Source organism: Streptomyces sp. ICN903 (assembly GCF_022015835.1).
Lineage (GTDB): Bacteria > Actinomycetota > Actinomycetes > Streptomycetales > Streptomycetaceae > Streptomyces > Streptomyces fenghuangensis.
Map to the genome: position 1 here is coordinate 1 of NZ_JAKMAY010000082.1, position 20,233 is coordinate 20,233.

A 20,233-nucleotide genomic window follows, 5' to 3' on the forward strand; every position below is an offset into this window, starting at 1 on the left:
GTGTGCGCGGGTGCGGGACGCGGGGTGCGGTGCCGGTGGGGCGGCGTCGCCGCAGTGAGGTTACCGCGCCCGGTGCGGGGGGACGGCCGGGGCTTCACGGCTCGGACTCCTCGGTCCCGGGGCTCCGTGCTTGCGGGGCTCCGTGCTTGCGGGCCGTCAGCGCCAGTCGGGATAGGCGGAGTAGCTCCCGGCCTCGGGGTAGGCGGAGTAGCCGCCGGCGCCGGCCGCCTCGCCCGGCCCGTCCTCCAGGTCCTCCGGCAGCAGGCTCCACACGATCAGGTCGGTGCGGATGTCGGTCCAGCTCCCGTCCTCGGTGCGGGTCCGGGCTATCCAGGCGTTGCGCAGCACGCCCTCGCTGACGCAGCCGACCTTCTGGGCGACCTGCTGGGAGGCGGTGTTGTCGGCCGGGGTGCGGATCTCCAGCCGCTCGAACTTCCGGTCCTGGAAAAGCCACTGGGCGGCGGCGAGCAGCGACTCGGCGGCGTACCCCTCGCCTCGCGCCCAGGGGGCGATCACGTACGCGGCCTCGGCGGACAGCACCCGCCAGTCGGCCTTGCGCAGATGGACGGTGCCGACCAGGCGCTGGGTGAGGAACTCGGTCACGGCGAAGACGATGCCGCGTCCCCCGGTCCGCTCCGCGGGCGCCCCCCGGGTTATCCACTCCAGGGCGTGCTCCTCGGTGTAGGGGACGGGCACGGAGGTCCAGGCGGTGACCAGTTCGTCGTTCATCATCTCGGTGAACGCGGGGGCGTCCTCGGTCTCGAGGGGACGCAGCACGATCCGTTCCGTGCTGATCGAGATCTCCGGGAAGATGGATGTCATGCGCCGCTCCAGCCTGACGGGGTCGAGTGCACAGCATGCAGCATCACCCCGGCGGTGTGCAGCGCGGGCCCCGGTGGTGGGCCGGGCCCCCGGAAACCCCCGCCGGGGCCCGGCCCACCACCCCACCGGTGTCAGGAGGCGTCGGAGGCGGCCACCACCGAGCCGCGGTACTCCTTCTCGATGAAGTCGGCGACCTCCTGGGAGGACAGCAGGTCGGCCAGCTTCCTCACCCGCGGGTCGTCCTCGTCGCCCTCCTTCACGACGAGGAGGTTGACGTAGGGGTTGCCCTCGGCCTCTTCCAGTGCCAGGGCGTCCTCGGCGGGCTCCAGACCGGCCTCGATGGCGTAGTTGCCGTTGACGACGGCGGCGTCCACGTCCTCGAGGGAGCGGGGCAGCGCGGCCGCCTCAAGCTCCTTGAACTCCAGGCCCTTGGCGTCGGCTATGTCGGCCAGGGTGGCGTCCTGCCCGGCACCGTCCTTCAGCTCGATCAGACCGTGGTCGTCCAGGAGCTTGAGGGCACGGCCCTCGTTGGTGGTGTCGTTGGGCACCGCGACGGTGTCGCCGGCGCCGAGTTCGGATGCCTTCTTCAGGGTGGAGGAGTACAGGCCCAGCGGTTCCAGGTGGACACCCGTCACGGGCACCAGGTGGGTGCCCTGCTTGGCGTTGACGTCGTCCAGGTAGGGCTTGTGCTGGAAGTAGTTGGCGTCGACCTCGCCGTTCTCGGTGGCGGTGTTGGGCAGGACGTAGTCGGTGAACTCCCTGATCTCCAGCTCCAGTCCGGCCTTCTCGGCCAGGTTGTCCCTGACGAAGCCGAGGATGTCGGCGTGCGGGGTCGGGGAGGCGGCGACGGTCAGCGGTGCGTCGGCGTTCCCCGGACCGCCGGAGGCTGCGGGGTCGGAGTCGGTGCCGCAGGCGGTCAGCGACAGGGCCAGCGCGGTGGTGGCCAGGGCGGCGGCGGCCCTGGCGCGGGCGGGCTTGGTGACGGCGGACTTGGTGATGGTGCGCACGAAGAGTGCCTCTTTCCGTTGTGCGTTCTCCGGGCTCCGGGGTGCCGGGGCTCCGGTCGGTGCCGGACAAGGGGTCCGGCTTCCATGGGTGGGGGGTGGGTCGAGGGTGGTTCAGGTGGTGCGCTCGCGGCGGGAGAGCAGGCGCACCGCGCCGTCGCCCAGGAGCTGCACCGCGGTGATGAGGGCGAGCAGCACGACGACGGTGGCGAGCATGAAGCCGGTCTCGAAGCGCTGGTAGCCGTAGGTGATGGCCTTGCTGCCCAGGCCTTCGGCCCCCACCGCGCCGGCCATCGCGGAGTAGCCGACGAGGGTGATGACGGTGGTGGTCAGACCGGCCACGAGGGAGGGCAGGGCCTGCGGCAGCAGCGCCTTGAAGACGACCGTGCCGGTACCGCCGCCCATGGACAGGACGGCCTCGACCAGTCCGTGGTCCACCTCGCGCACGGCCGTCTCCACCAGGCGGGCGAAGAAGGGGATGGCGCCGATGGACAGCGGCACCACGGCGGCCGTCGGGCCGATGGAGGTGCCGACGACCAGGCGGGTGAAGGGGATCAGGGCGACGACGAGGATGATGAAGGGCAGGGAGCGCCCGACGTTGACCACGGTGCCGACGGCCTTGTTGACCGCCCTGTTCGCCAGCAGCCCGCCGCGGTCGGTGAGCACCAGCAGCACGCCCAGCGGCAGGCCGCCCAGGACGGTCACGAGGGTGGACCAGCCGACCATGTAGAGGGTGTCGACGGTGCCCTGGAGCAGGATGGGCTGCATCTCCGGCCAGGTCATCGGGTCTTCTCCACGGTCTCGAAGGTCTCGGGCGTCTCGGATGCCTCGGGGGCCTCGGGGGCCCGGGCGGCTCCGGCCGCCCCGGGGAACTCGACGGTCAGTCCCCGCTCGCGCAGGAAGCCGATCGGCACGGCGTTGTCCTCGCGGCGGCCGGGCAGTTCGATCCGCATCCGGCCCACCTGGCGACCGCCGATGGTGTCCATGGCGGCGCCGAGGATCGACACGTCGATGCCGTGGGTGCGCGAGAGCTGGGAGATCAGCGGCCGTCCGGTGCTCTCGCCGTGGAAGGTGACGTCCACGACGGTGCGCTCCCGGGCCGCTCCCTCTGCGGCCGGGGCCGCTCCCCCGAGGGGGAACAGTTCGCGGGCCAGCTCCGAGCCCGGGGTGGCCAGTAGCCCGGAGACGGTGCCGGACTCGACGACCTTCCCGTCCCGCATCAGCGCGGCCGAGTCGCAGACGGTCTTGACGACGTCCATCTCGTGGGTGATGAGCAGGACGGTCAGACCGAGCTGCCGGTTGAGGTCGCGCAGCAGGGCCAGGACGGAGCGGGTGGTCTCCGGGTCGAGCGCGGAGGTCGCCTCGTCCGACAGCAGCACCCTGGGGTCGCCCGCCAGCGCCCGGGCGATGCCGACGCGCTGCTTCTGGCCGCCGGAGAGCTGTGCGGGCCAGGAGCGGGCGTGGTCGGCGAGGCCGACCAGGCCGAGCAGTTCGCGGGCCTTGCGGGCGCGCTCGCGGCCGGGGACGCCGAGGATCTCCAGCGGCAGTTCGACGTTGCCCTGGACGGTGCGGGAGGACAGCAGGTTGAAGTGCTGGAAGACCATGCCGATGCGGCTGCGCGCCCGGCGCAGCTCGGCGCCGGCCCGCGGTCCGCGCCCGGCCAGGGCGGTGAGGTCCTGTCCGTCGACGACGACCGTGCCGGAGGTGGGTCTCTCCAGCAGGTTGACGCAGCGGATGAGGGAGGACTTCCCCGCGCCGCTGCGGCCGACGACGCCGAAGACCTCGCCCTCGCGGACATGGAGGTCGACGCCGTCGAGCGCTGTCACGTCGCGGCCTCGGGAACGGTAGACCTTGGTGAGTCCCGTGGTGGTGATCACTGGGTGTCCATCACTGTCGAGTGCGCGGCGCGGGGATGCGGCGCCGGGCACGGGAGGTTCCTGACGAAAGGGGTGGGAACCCGCGGTCCGGGCCACGCCCGGAGCGGGCGGACGGCGGGCGAGCGCGGGGCCGAGCACATCGGGTGTCCTCCCGGCGGACTGCCGGGAGGCGGGGGCTCAGGTCTCGCTTCGGGGCGCGAGGCGGCTCAGGCGGGGGCCCTCAGCGGTCACACATTCGACACATACGGCGAGCACCGGGCGTCGTGGTCGCCTCGGTCGCACAAATGCGGCAGCTCGTCGCGGTCATGCGGACGAGTAAAGCAGACCACTGCCCCCTACACGCAAAAGACGGACGCCTATGTCCGGATAGTGGACAGCCGAGGTGTGCGACGACCGGCCCGGACTCCTTCGCCGAAAGACCGCCGCACCCGCCGCCACCTGCGTGGACGCCATTCGCGGGCCGTACGGGGGGCGACCCGGTCTGTGGTCAAGGCCACGGTCGGCGGGGGCTTCGGGAGGGGTCGTTTCGTCCGCGATGACGGGCTCGAATAAGGTGCCGACATGCTCACCCCGCTGACGGTCGCGGTCGCCGTGGCCGCGCTCGCCCTGGCAGCCTGGTGCGGCTTCGCGGCCTACCGGGACCAGCCGACCAAGGACTGGCACTTCGCCGGCATGGCCGTGGTGACCGTACTGGCCCTGGTGCAGCTGGTCGTCGGCGTCGTACAGCTGGCGCGCGGCGAGAAGCCGGACGGCGGCACGGTGGTCTTCGTCTCCTATCTGCTGGGTGTGGCGGCCTGCGTGCCCGCGGTCGGCTTCATGTCGCTGGCCGAACGCACCCGCTGGGGCTCGGCGACGGTCGCCGCGGGCGCGGTGGTGATGGCCGTCCTCCAGGTGCGGCTGTACGACGTGTGGGGAGGCGGGCATGGCTGAGCCCTCGGGGCCCCGGGCCCCGTCCGGCCCGCCGGCGCGGCCGGGTCTGAACCGCGGACCGGGCCGGCTGCTGGTCACGCTGTACGCGGTCTTCGCGATCGGCGCGACCTCCCGCTCGGTCTACCAGCTCTCCACCCGCTTCGACGAGGCGCCGCTGGCGTACCTCCTGTCGGCGGTGGCCGCGGCGGTGTACGTGGTGATCACCGTCGCCCTGGTCCGCGGCGGCAGGGGCGCCCGCCGTGTGGCGCTGGTGTGCTGCGCGGCCGAGCTGGCCGGGGTGCTGACGGTCGGCACCTGGACGGTGCTGGATCCGTCGGCCTTCCCCGATGCGACCGTCTGGTCGGACTACGGCCTGGGGTATCTGCTGCTCCCGCTGGTCCTGCCGGTGATCGGCCTGCTGTGGCTGCGCCGCTCGCCCGCCGGGGCCGGTGCGGTCTGACCCCTCCCGCACACGCACGGCCGCCCCGGCGGGGATCCCCGCCGGGGCGGCCGTGCGTGTGCGGGACGCGCGGGGGGCGCGGTCAGGCGCTGGCGGCGTACGTCCGGGAGACGTCCCCGCCCGCGGGCTCCGGCGCCTTCTCCAGGGTCACCATGTCCAGCCGGGGGGAGATCCGCTCGGTGGCCACCGGGGTGTAGCCGAGCCTGCGGTAGAGGCGGATGTTGCCCTCGCTGCGGTGGCCGGTGGACAGCCGGTAGCGCCGGGCGGACCGCTCCCGCGCCAGCCGCTCCTCGACCGCGGACAGCAGCCTCCCGCCGAGCCCGTGCCGCTGCATGCGGGGGTGGACGATCAGCTTGCCGATCACGGCCGTGCCGTCGTCCTCGACGCGGCCGCGCACCGAGCCGACGACCTCCGCGCCGAGCCGGGCCACGAGCACGCAGCCGCGGGCCAGTTCGGCGCGGAGGTCGTCGAGGGTCTGGGTGAGCGGCTCGATGCCGTAGTCGCCGTAGAGCGCGGCCTCGGACTGGTAGCACAGGTACTGCAGTTTGAGGATCTGCTCGGCGTCTTCGTCCGTCGCCGCCGAGATGGTCACGCTCGTTCCCATGTGCGCACGTCTCCCCATGTCTCGTCGCGTCCGGGCGCGCGTGTCGAACGAGGGTCGCGCGCCGGAACTGTCTGCCCTGATGACGCCGGTGGTTCACCGCACCCTTCCCCTGGTTCGGGGGGCGCAACCTCCGTCGTGAGCATTCTGCGCAGGCGATCGGTGCAAGGGGAACGAATCGGTTCGGGACCGCTCTGTGAGATTCCCAACTCGCGGGCCGCTTCCGGTGGGAGGAGAACCGGCGGCGGTGCCCCGGCGGGAGAGCGGCCCGGTGCGGGCGGCGGGGGCCGGGCCGGTCGCCGGGAGGGCGAAGCGGTCGCGCGGGCCGCGAGTGCGCCGCCCTCACGGGCGAGCACCGCGGCCCGCTCGGCCCTCCGGTCCGGCCGGGTCCGGCCGTCAGCTCCGGCGGAAGTCCTCGGCGGCCAGCAGGGCGGTGTCCGGCTGGTCGGCGAAGACGCCGTCGATGCCCGTCGCGAAGTACGCCCGCAGGGCGCCGAAGGCGTCCCCGTAGGCGTCCGGGTCGGTGCCGCGGCGGAAGTCCGCGGGCAGGAACCGGTTCTCGTTGCGCATGGTGTACGGGTGGATCAGCAGTCCGCGGGCGTGGGCGTCGCGCACCAGGGTGGTGGGCTCGCCCAGCCGCCCGTCCGCCCGCCGGGGGACGACCAGGTCCAGCGTCGGCCCGATGCCCTGGGCGAAGCCGGAGATCCACTCCAGCCCCCTGGGGGTGACCAGGTCGGCCACGGTGCGCGGGTCGCCGGCCTCGGTGAAGTCCCACGGCCGGGAGGAGGCCGAGGAGAGCAGCACCACGCGCGGGGTCCGCACCAGCCGGCTCATCCGCTCCATGCTGCTCGGCTCGAAGGACTGCAGGAACGTGGGCGAGTTCGCGCGGTCCCGCCCGTACCGGCGCAGCAGTTTCGCCAGCCGCTCCTCCAGGCCCAGGCCCAGGCCTCGGAAGTAACTGGGGTGCTTGGTCTCGATGTGCAGCCAGACCGGGCGTCCGCGCCGGCGACCCTCGCGCTCGGCCCAGCGCAGCACCTCCTCGAAGGACGGGACCGTCCAGCGGCCGTCGTAGAGGGTGTTGTCGGGGCGGGTGCCGGGGATGCGCTCGGTGGCGCGCAGCGTCTTGAGCTCGGCGAGGGTGAAGTCCTCGGTGAACCAGCCGGTGATCTCGGTGCCGTCCACCGTCCTGGTGGCCTTGCGGCCGGCGAACTCCGGGTGGTCGGCCACGTCCGTGGTACCGGTGATGTCGTTCTCGTGGCGGCAGACGAGATGGCCGTCCCGGGTGGGCACGAGGTCCTGCTCGATGACGTCGGCGCCCATGTCGAGGGCGAGTTGGTAGGCCCCCAGAGTGTGCTCGGGCCGGTAGCCGCTGGCGCCGCGGTGGGCGATGACGGCGGGCGTCGGCAGGGCCGTGCGTCCCCGGCCCGCGCCGCTCCCCCGGCCGCCGTCGGCCGCCGCCGCGGCGGCGGCCGGTCCCAGCGCCGCCGCGCCCGCGCCCAGCACCGCCGCGCCCAGCACGGTTCTGCGGTCCGGCCTCTGCGCCTGTCCCATGAGCACTCCTCTCGGCTTCACACGCCTGTGACTGTCCCGCACCTGACAAGCAACGGAACCCGCGCATGGTAGGTGTGCGTCGCTTCACCGCGGGAGACCGCGCACGAAACGTGGCGTGAACGGCTGACAAATCGCGCCATCGCGGGGTATCCGTGGGACGAACCCGGCGCGCGCCCGCCGGTGACCGGCGAGTACCGTACCGACCTGCGCGGGTGCGCGCGCTGACCATCACGACCGGAGGGCACGTTGTCCCGTTTCCTGCTCATCAAGGCGCTGCTCGGCCCGCTCCTGCGCGTGCTGTTCCGTCCGCAGGTCGAGGGAGCGGAGCGGATCCCCGGCAGCGGACCGGTGATCCTGGCCGGCAACCACCTGACCTTCATCGACTCGATGATCCTCCCGCTCGTCGTCGACCGGCAGGTCTTCTTCATCGGCAAGGACGAGTACGTCACCGGGAAGAGCCTCAAGGGCCGCCTGATGGCGTGGTTCTTCACCGGCGTCGGCATGATCCCGGTGGACCGCGACGGCGGGCGCGGCGGCGTCGCGGCGCTGATGACCGGCCGCCGGGTGCTGGAGGAGGGCAACGTCTTCGGCATCTACCCGGAGGGCACCCGCTCCCCCGACGGCCGCCTGTACCGGGGCCGCACCGGCATCGCCAGGCTGACGCTGATGACCGGCGCGCCTGTCGTCCCGTTCGCGATGATCGGCACCGACCGTGTGCAGCCGGGCGGCAGCGGACTGCCCCGGATCGGCCCGGGCCGCCGCATCACCGTCCGCTTCGGCGAGCCGCTGGACTTCTCGCGCTACGACGGCATGGACCGCGACCGCTATGTGCTGCGGGCCGTGACCGACGAGGTGATGAGCCATGTGATGCGCCTGTCGGGCCAGGAGTACGTGGACGTGTACGCCACCAAGGCCAAGGCGGCCTGAGGCGCCCTCCGGCCCCCGGTACCGCCACAGGCGGTACCGGGGGCCGTCGTCTCCCCGCCGCCGGACGGCGGCCGGGCGGACGGCTCACCGGGGCGGGCGCCCGCCCGGCCCGGCCGCCGCGGCGGCTCCTTCGGGAACGCCGTGCGCGAGGACCAGCTTGAGCAGCAGCACCACGGGCAGCCAGGCCATTCCACCGGGTGCGGTGACCAGCGGCGCGATCATGGCCCCCAGAGCGACGGCCCCCAGCGCCACCGGGCGCCGGAGGGGTTCGCGGACCCGGGCCACCAGTACGGAGCCGGCCAGCGCCCAGAGGTACCACAAGGGGCCCCACCACCAGGGCCCGCCGTCGAAGGCGAGACCGGCCGCGAGCGGTTGGACGTGCGCGGCGGTGAAGCCCACCGGACGGTGCAGGAAGCGCCCCGCCGCCCCCGTTCCCGGAGGCGGCGGCGAGTGGTAGAAGCGCTTGGCCGTGTCCAGCCCGTTGGCCACCACGCCCCCCGCCAGGTCCCACACGAGCAGCAGGCCCAGCACCCACTGCCACCAGGACCAGCCCTCGTCCCGGCCGTACACCGCGAGGACCGCGCACCCGGCCGCCGCCACAGCGTGGGCCAGACCCTTCTGCGCGGGTGTCGCGCCCGTGCCGAAGAGCCAGTCCGGCCTGCCGGTCCTCCCGGGCTCCCCCACCTTCTCCGCTCCTCGCTCGTCGCCACCGCCGCCGATGAGCGGCGCGGTCCACCGTGTGTGCACGGGTGTCCGGGCAGACGGTCACCCCCGCGGGTGACCGCGTCCCCCCGGAACACCCGGGTTCACTCCTTCCGGCGGCATGCCCGGGCCCGGAGCTGTCCATGCTTCCCCAGGACACCGGCAGACCTGGCAGACCTGGCAGACCTGGAGGAACACCACGGTGCCGCGCTCGCCGGCGAAGCACCGCCGGACACCGCGCGCAGCCGCCCGGTGGCGCTGCGCGGGGCGTCCGGGTGGGCGGCGCGGAGGACGTGGAAGCGGAGGGTGGCCCGGAAGGGGCGCGAAGGGCGCGAGGAGGGGAGGCGGCGGGTGCTCCGCCGCCCCGCGCCCGCTCTGGGCGCGATGGTCGAGGGCAGCGCCGAGCGCGGGCCGGCGGGTGGAGCCGGGCGTGCCGCTGGTGGTCGTCCTGGGGCACGAGCGCTGCGGTGCGGTGACCGCGGCGCTCCGGCCGCGTACGGCCGGCGCCCGGCCGCCGGCCCGTCCGGTCGTGGCCGCCGCCGCGTTGGCGGCGGCCTGCCGGGGCGGTCCGGGTGCCGCCGCTGCGGCGGGGCGAACCGGGGGTGGTCGGAGCCCACTGCCGGGAGGAGACCGGCGAGGTGGAGTTCCTCACCGGTCCCTGACAGGGGTCCTGCGGAGGCCCGGCCGGTCCGGCAGCTGCCTGGCGGCCGGTCAGACCACGGCGCCCGGGCGGTCCTCCCCGGCCCACTCCCGCTGCCGGGCCAGTTCCTCCTTGACCTCCGCGAGCTGGACGGCGACGGCGGACGGCGCGGTGCCGCCCCGTCCGTCTCGGGAGGCCAGGGCACCGGGGACGCTCAGCACGGTGCGGACCTCGGGGGTGAGGTGGGGCGAGATCTTCGCGAACTGCTCGTCGGTCAGTTCGTCCAGCTCGATCCCGGCGGCCTCGCAGACCTTGACGCACTCCCCCGCGATCTCGTGCGCGTCGCGGAACGGCACACCCCGCTTCACCAGCCACTCGGCGACGTCGGTGGCCAGCGAGAAGCCGGCCGGGGCGAGTTCGGCCATCCGCTCGCGGTTGACGGTGAGGGTGGCCATCATCCCGGTGAACGCCGGCAGCAGGACCTCCAGTTGGTCGCAGGAGTCGAAGACCGGCTCCTTGTCCTCCTGCAGGTCGCGGTTGTACGCCAGCGGCAGCGCCTTGAGGGTGGCCAGCAGCCCGGTGAGGTTGCCGATGAGCCGGCCGGACTTGCCGCGCGCCAGCTCGGCGATGTCCGGGTTCTTCTTCTGCGGCATGATCGACGAACCGGTGGAGAAGGCGTCGTGGAGGGTGACGAAGGAGAACTCCTTGGTGTTCCAGATGATCACCTCCTCCGCGATCCGGGAGAGGTCCACGCCGATCATCGCGGTGATGAAGGCGAACTCGGCGACGAAGTCGCGCGAGGCGGTGCCGTCGATGGAGTTGGCGGCCGATCCGTGCTCGAAGCCGAGGTCGGCGGCGACCGCGCGGGGGTCCAGGCCGAGCGAGGAACCGGCCAGCGCCCCCGACCCGTAGGGCGAGACGGCGGTGCGCGCGTCCCACTGCCGCAGCCGCTCGGCGTCCCGGGACAGCGCCTGGACGTGGGCGAGGACATGATGGGCGAAGAGGACCGGCTGGGCGTGCTGGAGGTGGGTGCGGCCGGGCATCGCCACATCCGGGTGCGCCTCGGCCAGGGCCACCAGGGCCTCGTTCAGATCCGCGAGCAGACCGCCGATGATCCGGGCGTGGTCGCGCAGGTACATCCGGAACAGCGTGGCGACCTGGTCGTTGCGGGAGCGCCCGGCGCGCAGCTTGCCCCCGAGTTCGGGACCGAGGCGCTCCAGCAGCCCGCGCTCCAGGGCGGTGTGCACGTCCTCGTCGGCGACGGTGCCGGTGAAGGTGCCGTCGGCGACGTCGGCGGCCAGCCGGTCGAGGCCGGCGAGCATCTTCTCCAGCTCCTCGGCGGTCAGCAGGCCGGCCCGGTGGAGCACCCTGGCGTGGGCGCGCGACCCGGCGATGTCGTAGGGGGCCAGCCGCCAGTCGAAGTGGACGGAGGCCGACAGGGCGGCCAGCGCCTCGGCCGGTCCGTCGGCGAACCGGCCGCCCCACAGCCGTACGTCGCCGCCTGCGGCGGGGGGCGGGGTCTGGGGGGCGTTGGTCATCGGTGCTCCTCGTGCGCTTACCGGTCGCGCCGGGCGGGTTCGGGCGTGCCGGGCGGGTTCGGGCGTTGTCGGGCGTTGTCGGGCGGTGTCGGACCGTTCCGGGCCGTGTCGGGCGGTGCCGGGACCCGGCCGGGACGGGAAGGCGCCCGCCTCCCCCACCACGGGGCGGAGGAAGCGGGCGGTGTGCGGTGTGCGGCTGCCGCGGGGCAGGTTACTGCGCGAGGTCCCGCTTGGCGGCGATCTTGCTGCTCATGCCGAAGATCTCGATGAAACCCCTGGACATCGACTGGTCGAAGGTGTCGCCGGTGTCGTAGGTGGCCAGGTTGAAGTCGTACAGCGACTTGTGGGAGCGCCGGCCGGTGACGGTGGCCCGGCCGCCGTGCAGGGTCATCCGGATGTCGCCGGACACGTGCTCGTTGGCCTCCTCGACGAAACCGTCCAGGGCGCGCTTGAGCGGGGAGAACCACAGGCCGTCGTAGACCAGTTCGCTCCAGCGCTGCTCGACCTGCCGCTTGTAGCGGGCCAGTTCGCGCTCGACGGTGACGTTCTCCAGCTCCTGGTGGGCGGTGATCAGCGCGATGGCGCCCGGCGCCTCGTAGACCTCGCGGGACTTGATGCCCACCAGGCGGTCCTCGACCATGTCGATCCGGCCCACGCCCTGGGCCCCGGCCCGCTCGTTGAGCTGCTGGATGGCCTGCAGGACGGTGACGGGCCTGCCGTCCACGGCCACGGGAACGCCCTTGTCGAAGGTGATGACCACCTCGTCGGCCTCGCGCGCGGTGGCCGGGTTCTGGGTGTAGTCGTAGACGTCCTCGATCGGCGCGTTCCAGATGTCCTCCAGGAAGCCGGTCTCCACGGCCCGTCCGAAGACGTTCTGGTCGATGGAGTAGGGCGACTTCTTGGTGGTGGCGATCGGCAGGCCCTTGTCCTCGGCGAAGGCGATCGCCGCATCACGCGTCATGGCGTAGTCCCGCACCGGCGCGATGCACTTCAGCTCGGGGGCCAGGGAGGAGATGCCGGCCTCGAACCGCACCTGGTCGTTGCCCTTGCCGGTGCAGCCGTGGGCGACGGTGGTGGCGCCGTGCTTCCTGGCGGCGGCCACCAGGTGCTTGACGATGGTCGGCCGGGAGAGGGCGGAGACCAGCGGGTAGCGGTCCATGTAGAGCGCGTTCGCCTTGATCGCGGGGAGGCAGTACTCCTCGGCGAACTCGTCCTTCGCGTCGGCGACCTCGGCCTCGACGGCGCCGCAGGCGAGCGCGCGCTTGCGGATGACGTCCAGGTCCTCTCCGCCCTGGCCGACGTCCACGGCGACGGCGATGACCTCGGCGCCCGTCTCCTCGGCGATCCAGCCGATGCAGACGGAGGTGTCCAGGCCACCGGAGTAGGCGAGTACGACGCGCTCGGTCACGGGGGGCTCCTTACGATGCATACGGTGACTGGTATAAGTATGCACTCCCCCGTATGGTTCGTCAAAGAGCGGTCGTCCACCAGGAAGATCGCAGGTCAACCGCCTTACGGTGATCCGCAGCGCACCGAACGCGTCAGTCGGGGGCGCCCCGGGCGGTCTCCCGCAGCACCTCGGCCAGTACGGCCGCATGGCTGCGTTCCGCGTCCCTGGTGGCTGTCAGCAGCGTCAGCGTCCCCTCCCCGGCCGACTCCCGCAGCCGCTCCACCGCCTCGTGCCGCCCCGCCTCCTCCAGTTCCGCGCGGTAGCGTCCGGCGAACTCCGCGTACCGCTCCGGGTCGTGGCCGTACCAGCGGCGCAGCCCGTCCGACGGAGCGGCGTCCTTGCACCACTCGTCCAGTTCCGCCGCGTCCCGGCTCAGGCCGCGCGGCCAGATCCGGTCCACCAGCACCCGCCGGCCGTCCCCGGGGCCGGCCTCCTCGTACACACGGCGCACCCGCACCTCGGGGCCCCCGCTCCCGCCCCGGCCCCTGTCTCCGCCTGTTCCCGTGCCTTCGGCCATGTGCCCAGCCTGCGCCGGAAATACCGGGCGCGCACGCGCACACGGCGGCATGATGCCCGTGTGGGAAAGACATACGAACGCATCGACGGACGGCTGCGGGACTTCATCGAGGCCCAGCCCGTCTTCTTCACCGCCACCGCGCCGCTGTCCGGCGACGGCACCGTCAACCTCTCCCCCAAGGGGCTGAGGGGTTCCTTCGCCGTCCTCGACGAGCGCACCGTCGCCTATCTCGACTTCGCCGGCTCCAACGCCGAGACCGTCGCCCATCTGCGGGAGAACGGCCGGATCACCCTGATGTGGTGTGCCTTCTCCGGCCCGCCGAACATCGTGCGCGTCCACGGCCGCGGGAAGCCCGTCTTCCGCGACGACCCGCGCTGGGGAGAGCTGATCGCCCACTTCCCCGGCATCGACCACTCCCGGCACGGCCTGCGCGCGATCATCGTGGTCACCGCCGAGCTGATCCGCGACACCTGCGGTTACGCCGTGCCGCTGATGACGTACGAGAGCGACCGCCCGCTGCACGGCTCGCGCTTCGAGCGCGAGACGGACGAGTCGCTGGACGCGTACTTCCACAAGAAGGAGCACGTCGCCACCAGCATCGACGGCCTCCCGGGACTGCCGCTCCCCCTGCCTCCCACACCCGCCTGACCACCTGAATGCCCGAACACCGGACCGCCTGGCGGAACGTTCTTGCGGCCGGAGCCCCGGAAGGAGTTCCATCGGGCGGTGCGAACCGAACACATCAGCAGCGCCGAGCCGGTGATCACCCGCCTGCCGGCCACCGAGATCCCCGCCGCGGCCCGGGAGCTGGCCGACCTGCTCCGCGACGCCGTCGAGGGCGGCTCCTCGATCGGCTTCCTCGCCCCGCTCGACCCCGCCGAGGCGGCGGCCTGGTGGGAGGGCCTGGCGCCCGAGGTCGCCGACGGCAGGACGGCGGTGTGGGCCGCCCGGGGTGGCGGCCGGATCCTGGGCACCGTGCAGCTGAGGTTCTGCGGCATGCCCAACGGCCGCCACCGTGCGGAGATAGCCAAGCTGATCGTGCACCGGGACGCCCGGGGCCGGGGGCTGGGCCGGCGGCTGCTGGCTACGGCCGAACAGGAGGCCGCCGGCGCGGGGATCTCCCTGCTGGTGCTGGACACCCAGACCGGCAGCCCGGCCGAGCGCCTCTACCGCTCGGCCGGCTGGACCGAGGCCGGCACGATCCCCGACTACGCCGCCGACACCGAGGGCGTGCTCCGGCCCACGACCCTCTTCCACAAGAAACCGCTCTGAGCCGGCGGACGGCGGGCGCCGCCGGTGTGACGGCGGACTCGGTCACGGCGGCCACCGGGAGCGGCCGGACCGCCGCGACCGCACACCTCCACCGACACCGGCAAGCGACCTTCCGAGGAGTCCCCATGCTCAGCACCCCTCTCGGCGACGGCGCACAGCTGTGCCCCCTGGAGCCGTGGCAGGCGGCGGAACTGGCCGCGCACACCGACCGGGTGCGTGGCCACCTGGCGCCCTGGCTGCCCTGGGCCCACACCGTCACCGACACCGACACCGCCCGTGCCTTCCTCCAGCGGTACGCCGACAAACAGGCCGCCGACGAGGGCCGGATCTACTGCATCCGGCTCGACGGCGAACTGGTGGGCGGCATGATCTTCCGGCTGTTCAGCGCTTCCGAGGGCTCCTGCGAGCTGGGCGCCTGGCTGGCCCCCGAGGCCCAGGGGCGCGGGCTGGTCACCACCGCCGCACGGCGCATGATCGACTGGGCGGTCGGAGTGCGCGGTCTGGCCCGGGTGGAGTGGCTGGTCTCCCCGGACAACGGCCCCAGCATCGCGGTGGCCGAGCGGCTGGGCATGACGCACGAGGGCACCCTGCGCAGCGTGTTCCCCATGGGCGGCCGCCGCCACGACCTCCAGGTCTGGGCTGTGCTGGCCCACGAGTGGCAGGCCGCCGGCGGGAACGGCGCACACGGCTGACGGGGGGCGAACCGCGCGGCCCGGGCCCCGGCCGGGATCCGGGTCTCAGGCGCCGTTGCCCTGGTGGGAGTTCTTCTGCGCCAGCCGCAGCAGATGGTCGGCCAGGGCCTGCCCGCCGGTGGGGTGGCGGCTGATCAGCAGCAGGGTGTCGTCGCCGGCGATGGTGCCGATGATGTCGTGCACCTCCGCCTGGTCGATGGCCGAGGCGAGGAACTGGGCGGCGCCGGGCGGGGTGCGCAGCACCACCAGGTTGGCCGACGCCTCGGCGGAGATCAGCAGCTCGCCCGCCAGGCGTGCCATCCTCGCCTCGCTCGCGGACTCCCCCAGCGGGGCCCGGGGCGTGCGGTCGCCGCCCTCGCCGGGGACGGCGTAGATCAGCTCGCCCCCGGTGTTGCGGATCTTCACCGCGCCCAGCTCGTCCAGATCCCGGCTGAGCGTCGCCTGGGTGACGCTCAGCCCGTCGTCGGCGAGCAGCTTGGCGAGCTGGCTCTGGGACCGGACCGGCTCGCGGTTCAGGATCTCCACGATCCGGCGGTGCCGGGCCGTACGCGTGTGGGGTACGGCCGGGCCGCCGTGGTTGCCGCCCTGCGCCTGCGCCTCGGTCATCGTCTCGTCAGTCTCCGGCTCGTCGGGTCCCGCCGGCGGCGTCGAGGACGGCGGGGAGGGACCGGACCAGCGCGTCCGCCTCGGCTTCGCCGATGATCAGCGGCGGGGCCAGCCGGACGACGTCCGGAGCGCACGCGTTCACCAGGAAGCCCGCGTCCTGGGCAGCCTGCTGCACCTGGGGTGCGACGGGTTCGGTCAGTACGATACCGAGCAGCAGCCCCGCGCCGCGGACGTGGTCGACCAGCGGGTGCCCCAGCCCCCGGACGGCGTCGCGCAGCCGGCCGCCGATCCGCTTGACGTGGTCGAGGAGGCCCTCGGAGGCGATGGTGTCCAGGACGGCGAGCGCCGCCGCGCAGGAGACCGGGTTGCCGCCGAAGGTGGAGCCGTGGTGTCCGGGGCCCAGCAGCTCGGCGGCCTCGCCGAAGGCGACCGTGGCGCCGATGGGCAGACCGGCTCCCAGCCCCTTGGCGAGGGTGACGACGTCGGGCCGCACTCCCTGCGCCTGGCAGGCGAACCAGTGCCCGGTGCGGCCGATGCCCGTCTGGACCTCGTCGAGCACCAGCAGGGTGCCGGTGGCGGCGGTGATCTCACGGGCGGCGACCAGATAGCCCTCGGGCGGGACGACGACGCCGTTCTCTCCCTGGATCGGTTCGAGGACCACCAGGGCGGTCTCCTCGGTGACGGCCGCCCGCAGCGCGTCGGCGTCGCCGTAGGGGACGTGGGTGACCTCGCCGGGCAGCGGCAGGAAGGGGTCGCGTTTGGCGGGCTGGCCGGTCAGCGCGAGGGCGCCCATGGTGCGGCCGTGGAAGCCGCCGGTGGTGGCGACCATGTGCGTGCGGCCGGTCCGGCGGCCGATCTTGAACGCCGCCTCGACGGCCTCGGCCCCGGAGTTGGAGAAGTAGACGCGCCCGGTGCGGCCGAAGAGCTGGAGCAGCCGTTCGGCCAGGGCGACCGGGGGCTCGGCGACGAAGAGGTTGGAGACGTGGCCGAGGGTGGCGATCTGCCCGGAGACCGCGCGGACGACCGCCGGGTGGGCGGTGCCGAGCGAGTTGACGGCGATGCCGCCGACGAAGTCCAGGTACTCCCTGCCGTCGGCGTCCCACAGCCGTGCGCCCTCGCCGCGGGTGATCGGGATGCGGGGGGTGCCGTAGTTGTCCATCAGCGCGCCCTGCCAGCGCCGGGTGAGACCGGCGTTGCCGGGCGGGGGCGCGTGCGCGGGCGTGGTGGCGGCGGGTGCGGTGGTGTCGCTCATGCCCGCTCCTCCTTCTCCGGTGCGGCGCCGTCCGGCACGACCATGGTTCCGATCCCCTCGTCGGTGAAGATCTCCAGCAGGATGGAGTGCTGGACGCGCCCGTCGATGACCCGGGCGGTGTTGACGCCGTTGCGCACGGCGTACAGGCAGCCCTCCATCTTGGGCACCATGCCGCTGGCCAGGTCCGGCAGCAGCTTCTCCAGCTCGCTCGCGGTCAGGCGGCTGATCACGTCGTCGCTGTTGGGCCAGTCCTCGTAGAGGCCCTCGACGTCGGTGAGCACCATCAGCGTCTCGGCGCCGAGCGCCGCCGCCAGGGCCGCGGCCGCGGTGTCGGCGTTGATGTTGTAGACGTGCCCGTCGTCGGCGCTGCGGGCGATGGAGGAGATCACCGGGATGCGGCCGTCGTCCAGCAGGGCCTGGACCGCTCCCGCGTCCACCTCGGTGATCTCGCCGACGCGGCCGATGTCCACCTGCTCGCCGTCGATGTGCGCGTAGCGCTTGGTGGCGGTCAGGGTGTGCGCGTCCTCGCCGGTCATGCCGACGGCGAGCGGGCCGTGCCGGTTGAGCAGGCCGACCAGCTCGCGCTGCACCTGGCCGGCCAGCACCATCCGCACGACGTCCATCGCCTCGTCGGTGGTGACCCGCAGTCCGGCCTTGAACTCGCTGACCAGGCCGAGCCGGTCCAGATGGGCGCTGATCTGCGGACCGCCGCCGTGGACGACGACGGGCTTGAGGCCCGCGTGCCGCAGGAAGACCACGTCCTGGGCGAACGCGGCCTTCAGCTCCTCGTCCACCATGGCGTTGCCGCCGAACTTGACGACCACGGTCTTCCCGTGGTGGCGGGTCAGCCAGGGCAGCGCCTCGATGAGGATCTGGGCCTTGGGCAGGGCGGTGTGCCTACGTGTGCTCATGACGAATAAGCGCTGTTCTCGTGGACGTAGTCGGCGGTGAGGTCGTTGGTCCAGATGACGGCGGACTTCTCGCCCGCCGCCAGGTCGGCGGTGATGCGGACCTCGCGGTAGCGCATGTCCACCAGTTCGCGGTCCTCGCCCACCGATCCGTCGCGGCAGACCCACACGCCGTTGATGGCGACGTTCAGCCGGTCGGGCTCGAAGGCGGCGGAGGTGGTGCCGATGGCGGACAGGACCCGGCCCCAGTTGGGGTCCTCGCCGTGGACGGCGCACTTGAGGAGGTTGTTGCGGGCGATGGAGCGGCCCACCTCGACGGCGTCTTCCTCGCTGGCGGCGTTCACCACCTCGATCCGGATGTCCTTGGAGGCCCCCTCGGCGTCCCGGATCAGCTGCTGCGCCAGGTCGTCGCAGACGGCCCGCACGGCCTCGGCGAACTCCTTCGCCTCCGGGGCGACGCCCGAGGCTCCGGAGGCCAGCAGCAGCACGGTGTCGTTGGTGGACATGCAGCCGTCGGAGTCGATCCGGTCGAAGGTGGTGCGGGTGGCCTCGCGCAGCGCGGCGTCCAGTCCGGGGGTGTCCACGTCGGCGTCGGTGGTGAGGACCACGAGCATCGTCGCCAGCCCCGGGGCGAGCATGCCCGCGCCCTTGGCCATGCCGCCCACGACCCAGCCGGATCCCTCGGCGACGGCGGTCTTGTGCACGGTGTCGGTGGTCTTGATGGCGATGGCGGCCCTGTCGCCGCCGTGCGGGGACAGGGCCTCGGCGGCCTTCCCGATCCCCGGCAGCAGCCGGTCCATCGGCAGCCGGACGCCGATCAGGCCGGTGGAGCAGACGGCGACCTCGCCGGCGCTGTGACCGAGCACCTCGGCGGCCTTCTCGGCGGTGGCGTGGGTGTCCTGGAAGCCGAGCGGGCCGGTGCAGGCGTTGGCGCCGCCGGAGTTGAGGACGACCGCCGAGACCTGCCCGCCCCTGAGGACCTGCTCGGACCAGAGCACGGGCGCGGCCTTGACGCGGTTGGAGGTGAACACGCCGGCGGCGGCCAGACGCGGCCCGGTGTTGACGACCAGAGCCAGGTCGGGGTCGCCGTTGTCCTTGATCCCGGCGGCGATCCCCGCCGCGGTGAATCCCTTCGCAGCGGTCACACTCATGGTGTTCCTCCGCTCCCTTCTCCGCCCGCGCGGCACGGCGCGGGCATCGTCGTCGACAGCGGGCCGGCGGCCGCGCGTGCGTCACCGGCCGCGGCCGGGAGATGCCGCTCCCGGCTCACGGGGCGACCCCGGTGACGGGGAGGCCGGTCTCCTCGGGCAGGCCGAGGGCGATGTTCATGCTCTGCACCGCGCCGCCCGCGGTGCCCTTGGTGAGGTTGTCGATGGCGCTGACGACGACCACCCGGCCGGCCGCCTCGTCGTACGCGACCTGGACCAGCGCGCTGTTGGAGCCGTACACGGCGGCGGTGGACGGCCACTGGCCCTCGGGCAGCAGGTGGACGAACGGCTCGGCTGCCAGCGCCTTGTCGTACGTCTCGCGCAGCCGGCCGGCGGTCAGGCCGGGCCGGGCCCTGGCCGTGCAGGTGGCCAGGATGCCCCGGGACATCGGGGCGAGCGTCGGGGTGAAGGAGACGGTGACCGGCTCGTTCGCGACGGCCGAGAGGTTCTGGGCCATCTCGGGGGTGTGCCGGTGGACGCCGCCGACGCCGTAGGGGCTCATCGAGCCCATCACCTCGCTGCCCAGCAGGTGGGGCTTGGGCGCCTTGCCCGCGCCCGAGGTGCCGGTGGCCGCGACCACCACCACGTCGGGCTCGACCAGACCGGCCCCGAACGCCGGGAAGAGCGCGAGCGTCACGGCCGTCGGGTAGCAGCCGGGGACCGCGACGCGCCGGGACCCCGTCAGCGCGTCGCGCGCCCCCGGCAGCTCGGGGAGGCCGTACGGCCAGGTGCCGGCGTGCGGCGTGCCGTAGAAGCGCTCCCAGTCCCCCGGGTCCCTCAGCCGGAAGTCGGCCCCGCAGTCGATGACCAGCGCCTCGTCCCCGAGCTGCTCGGCGACGGCCGCGGACTGGCCGTGCGGCAGGGCGAGGAAGACCACGTCGTGGCCGGTCAGCGCCTCCACCGTGGTGACCTCCAGGACGCGGTCGGCCAGCGGCGGCAGGTGCGGCTGGAGCGCGCCCAGGCGCTGCCCGGCGTTGGAGTTGCCCGTCAGCGCCCCGATCTCGACCTCGGGGTGCCCGGCCAGCAGGCGCAGGATCTCGCCTCCCGCGTAGCCGCTCGCTCCCGCCACCGCCGCTCGCACTGCCATGGAATCCTCCTCATCGACAGCATGACTATACGCACAGATGCAGTTTTATGCAATGAACGCATACGGCGGCCCGGAGTCCGCGGGGGACGGGGCGAGGAAGACGTCCGGCCCGCCGACCGGTCGGAAGGACCGGTCGGCGGGCCGGGCTGAACCGCGGCCGCGGGCGCGGCGTCACACGGGGGCCGCGAGGGCGGAGGTCACGGTCGGGTG

21 protein-coding genes are annotated in these 20,233 nt (G+C 73.4%); 6 read left to right on the forward strand and 15 right to left on the reverse strand.

All coding sequences use genetic code 11. The features are described 5' to 3' along the window. Positions 1 to 156: 156 nt before the first annotated feature. The 4 genes from L7D48_RS11180 to L7D48_RS11195 all read right to left on the reverse strand — a co-directional run bounded on the left by L7D48_RS11180 (position 157) and on the right by L7D48_RS11195 (position 3,703). Positions 157 to 822 (reverse strand): GNAT family N-acetyltransferase, encoded by a 666-nt coding sequence (locus L7D48_RS11180; RefSeq protein WP_237878881.1) that lies wholly within the window; start codon positions 820 to 822, stop codon positions 157 to 159. A 131-nt stretch (positions 823 to 953) separates the two neighbouring features. Then, on the reverse strand, positions 954 to 1,820 hold the full coding sequence (locus L7D48_RS11185) for a MetQ/NlpA family ABC transporter substrate-binding protein (protein ID WP_374491956.1): 867 nt from the start codon (positions 1,818 to 1,820) through the stop codon (positions 954 to 956). Between the two features lie 120 nt (positions 1,821 to 1,940). After that, positions 1,941 to 2,609: a methionine ABC transporter permease gene (locus L7D48_RS11190; protein ID WP_237878890.1), complete on the reverse strand. Its 669-nt coding sequence runs from the start codon at positions 2,607 to 2,609 to the stop codon at positions 1,941 to 1,943. Next, the gene (locus L7D48_RS11195; RefSeq protein WP_237878892.1) at positions 2,606 to 3,703 is read right to left on the reverse strand and encodes a methionine ABC transporter ATP-binding protein; all 1,098 of its coding nucleotides are present in this window, start codon (positions 3,701 to 3,703) and stop codon (positions 2,606 to 2,608) included. Before L7D48_RS11195 ends, L7D48_RS11190 begins: the two co-directional genes overlap by 4 nt. 561 nt (positions 3,704 to 4,264) lie before the next feature. Here L7D48_RS11195 and L7D48_RS11200 point away from each other — a divergent pair. Beyond that, on the forward strand, positions 4,265 to 4,633 hold the full coding sequence (locus L7D48_RS11200; protein WP_237878894.1) for a hypothetical protein: 369 nt from the start codon (positions 4,265 to 4,267) through the stop codon (positions 4,631 to 4,633). Then, the gene (locus tag L7D48_RS11205; protein ID WP_237878896.1) at positions 4,626 to 5,072 is read left to right on the forward strand and encodes a hypothetical protein; all 447 of its coding nucleotides are present in this window, start codon (positions 4,626 to 4,628) and stop codon (positions 5,070 to 5,072) included. The genes L7D48_RS11200 and L7D48_RS11205 overlap by 8 nt, the downstream gene beginning before the upstream one ends. Positions 5,073 to 5,154: 82 nt before the next feature. Here the strand turns inward: L7D48_RS11205 and L7D48_RS11210 are convergent, their stop codons facing one another. Both L7D48_RS11210 and L7D48_RS11215 read right to left on the reverse strand, forming a co-directional pair. Further along, positions 5,155 to 5,676: a GNAT family N-acetyltransferase gene (locus L7D48_RS11210; protein WP_237878898.1), complete on the reverse strand. Its 522-nt coding sequence runs from the start codon at positions 5,674 to 5,676 to the stop codon at positions 5,155 to 5,157. 393 nt (positions 5,677 to 6,069) lie between these two features. Then, positions 6,070 to 7,224 (reverse strand): glycerophosphodiester phosphodiesterase, encoded by a 1,155-nt coding sequence (locus L7D48_RS11215; protein ID WP_237878900.1) that lies wholly within the window; start codon positions 7,222 to 7,224, stop codon positions 6,070 to 6,072. A gap of 246 nt (positions 7,225 to 7,470) precedes the next feature. On the opposite strand from L7D48_RS11215, the gene L7D48_RS11220 reads away from it, so the two are divergent. After that, positions 7,471 to 8,151 (forward strand): 1-acyl-sn-glycerol-3-phosphate acyltransferase, encoded by a 681-nt coding sequence (locus L7D48_RS11220; protein ID WP_237878902.1) that lies wholly within the window; start codon positions 7,471 to 7,473, stop codon positions 8,149 to 8,151. A gap of 84 nt (positions 8,152 to 8,235) precedes the next feature. On the opposite strand, the gene L7D48_RS11225 is transcribed toward L7D48_RS11220, so the two are convergent. From L7D48_RS11225 to L7D48_RS11240, 4 genes are all read right to left on the reverse strand, one after another. Next, positions 8,236 to 8,835 (reverse strand): hypothetical protein, encoded by a 600-nt coding sequence (locus L7D48_RS11225; protein ID WP_237878904.1) that lies wholly within the window; start codon positions 8,833 to 8,835, stop codon positions 8,236 to 8,238. A 729-nt stretch (positions 8,836 to 9,564) separates the two neighbouring features. After that, the gene (argH, locus tag L7D48_RS11230) at positions 9,565 to 11,031 is read right to left on the reverse strand and encodes an argininosuccinate lyase (RefSeq protein WP_237878906.1); all 1,467 of its coding nucleotides are present in this window, start codon (positions 11,029 to 11,031) and stop codon (positions 9,565 to 9,567) included. A 211-nt stretch (positions 11,032 to 11,242) separates the two neighbouring features. Next, positions 11,243 to 12,439, reverse strand: coding sequence for an argininosuccinate synthase (locus L7D48_RS11235; RefSeq protein ID WP_237878908.1), 1,197 nt, complete (start codon positions 12,437 to 12,439; stop codon positions 11,243 to 11,245). A 133-nt stretch (positions 12,440 to 12,572) separates the two neighbouring features. Beyond that, positions 12,573 to 12,998, reverse strand: a complete 426-nt coding sequence (locus L7D48_RS11240; protein ID WP_237878910.1) for a DUF488 domain-containing protein — start codon at positions 12,996 to 12,998, stop codon at positions 12,573 to 12,575. Between the two features lie 60 nt (positions 12,999 to 13,058). Here L7D48_RS11240 and L7D48_RS11245 point away from each other — a divergent pair, with 60 nt between their 5' ends. The 3 genes from L7D48_RS11245 (at position 13,059) to L7D48_RS11255 (ending at position 14,962) form a co-directional block, all read left to right on the forward strand. Then, complete coding sequence (locus L7D48_RS11245; RefSeq protein ID WP_237878912.1) at positions 13,059 to 13,646, forward strand: pyridoxamine 5'-phosphate oxidase family protein; 588 nt, start codon at positions 13,059 to 13,061, stop codon at positions 13,644 to 13,646. Between the two features lie 78 nt (positions 13,647 to 13,724). Continuing rightward, positions 13,725 to 14,270, forward strand: coding sequence for an N-acetyltransferase family protein (locus tag L7D48_RS11250; RefSeq protein ID WP_374491951.1), 546 nt, complete (start codon positions 13,725 to 13,727; stop codon positions 14,268 to 14,270). Positions 14,271 to 14,395: 125 nt separating this feature from the next. Further along, a complete protein-coding gene (locus tag L7D48_RS11255; protein WP_237878919.1) occupies positions 14,396 to 14,962 on the forward strand; it encodes a GNAT family N-acetyltransferase in 567 nt (188 codons plus the stop codon). Positions 14,963 to 15,007: 45 nt separating this feature from the next. Here L7D48_RS11255 and L7D48_RS11260 read toward each other — a convergent pair whose 3' ends face one another. The 5 genes from L7D48_RS11260 to argC form a co-directional block, all read right to left on the reverse strand. Then, positions 15,008 to 15,568 (reverse strand): arginine repressor, encoded by a 561-nt coding sequence (locus tag L7D48_RS11260; RefSeq protein ID WP_093850851.1) that lies wholly within the window; start codon positions 15,566 to 15,568, stop codon positions 15,008 to 15,010. 7 nt (positions 15,569 to 15,575) lie between these two features. Beyond that, positions 15,576 to 16,820 (reverse strand): acetylornithine transaminase, encoded by a 1,245-nt coding sequence (locus L7D48_RS11265; RefSeq protein ID WP_256462711.1) that lies wholly within the window; start codon positions 16,818 to 16,820, stop codon positions 15,576 to 15,578. Next, positions 16,817 to 17,731, reverse strand: coding sequence for an acetylglutamate kinase (gene argB, locus L7D48_RS11270; protein ID WP_237878921.1), 915 nt, complete (start codon positions 17,729 to 17,731; stop codon positions 16,817 to 16,819). Before argB ends, L7D48_RS11265 begins: the two co-directional genes overlap by 4 nt. Next, on the reverse strand, positions 17,728 to 18,879 hold the full coding sequence (gene argJ, locus L7D48_RS11275) for a bifunctional glutamate N-acetyltransferase/amino-acid acetyltransferase ArgJ (protein ID WP_237878923.1): 1,152 nt from the start codon (positions 18,877 to 18,879) through the stop codon (positions 17,728 to 17,730). Before argJ ends, argB begins: the two co-directional genes overlap by 4 nt. 115 nt (positions 18,880 to 18,994) lie before the next feature. Beyond that, positions 18,995 to 20,023 (reverse strand): N-acetyl-gamma-glutamyl-phosphate reductase, encoded by a 1,029-nt coding sequence (gene argC / locus L7D48_RS11280; RefSeq protein ID WP_237878925.1) that lies wholly within the window; start codon positions 20,021 to 20,023, stop codon positions 18,995 to 18,997. Positions 20,024 to 20,233: the final 210 nt, after the last annotated feature.

Excerpts from the sequence above, each read along its gene's own strand:
- L7D48_RS11180 (WP_237878881.1), bottom strand. The coding sequence starts at position 822 with ATGACATCCATCTTCCCGGAGATCTCGATCAGCACGGAACGGATCGTG.
- L7D48_RS11190 (WP_237878890.1), bottom strand. The coding sequence starts at position 2,609 with ATGACCTGGCCGGAGATGCAGCCCATCCTGCTCCAGGGCACCGTCGAC.
- L7D48_RS11200 (WP_237878894.1), top strand. The coding sequence starts at position 4,265 with ATGCTCACCCCGCTGACGGTCGCGGTCGCCGTGGCCGCGCTCGCCCTG.
- L7D48_RS11205 (WP_237878896.1), top strand. The coding sequence starts at position 4,626 with ATGGCTGAGCCCTCGGGGCCCCGGGCCCCGTCCGGCCCGCCGGCGCGG.
- L7D48_RS11210 (WP_237878898.1), bottom strand. The coding sequence starts at position 5,676 with ATGGGAACGAGCGTGACCATCTCGGCGGCGACGGACGAAGACGCCGAG.
- L7D48_RS11215 (WP_237878900.1), bottom strand. The coding sequence starts at position 7,224 with ATGGGACAGGCGCAGAGGCCGGACCGCAGAACCGTGCTGGGCGCGGCG.
- argH (WP_237878906.1), bottom strand. The coding sequence starts at position 11,031 with ATGACCAACGCCCCCCAGACCCCGCCCCCCGCCGCAGGCGGCGACGTA.
- L7D48_RS11240 (WP_237878910.1), bottom strand. The coding sequence starts at position 12,998 with ATGGCCGAAGGCACGGGAACAGGCGGAGACAGGGGCCGGGGCGGGAGC.
- L7D48_RS11255 (WP_237878919.1), top strand. The coding sequence starts at position 14,396 with ATGCTCAGCACCCCTCTCGGCGACGGCGCACAGCTGTGCCCCCTGGAG.
- L7D48_RS11260 (WP_093850851.1), bottom strand. The coding sequence starts at position 15,568 with ATGACCGAGGCGCAGGCGCAGGGCGGCAACCACGGCGGCCCGGCCGTA.
- L7D48_RS11265 (WP_256462711.1), bottom strand. The coding sequence starts at position 16,820 with ATGAGCGACACCACCGCACCCGCCGCCACCACGCCCGCGCACGCGCCC.
- argB (WP_237878921.1), bottom strand. The coding sequence starts at position 17,731 with ATGAGCACACGTAGGCACACCGCCCTGCCCAAGGCCCAGATCCTCATC.
- argJ (WP_237878923.1), bottom strand. The coding sequence starts at position 18,879 with ATGAGTGTGACCGCTGCGAAGGGATTCACCGCGGCGGGGATCGCCGCC.
- argC (WP_237878925.1), bottom strand. The coding sequence starts at position 20,023 with ATGGCAGTGCGAGCGGCGGTGGCGGGAGCGAGCGGCTACGCGGGAGGC.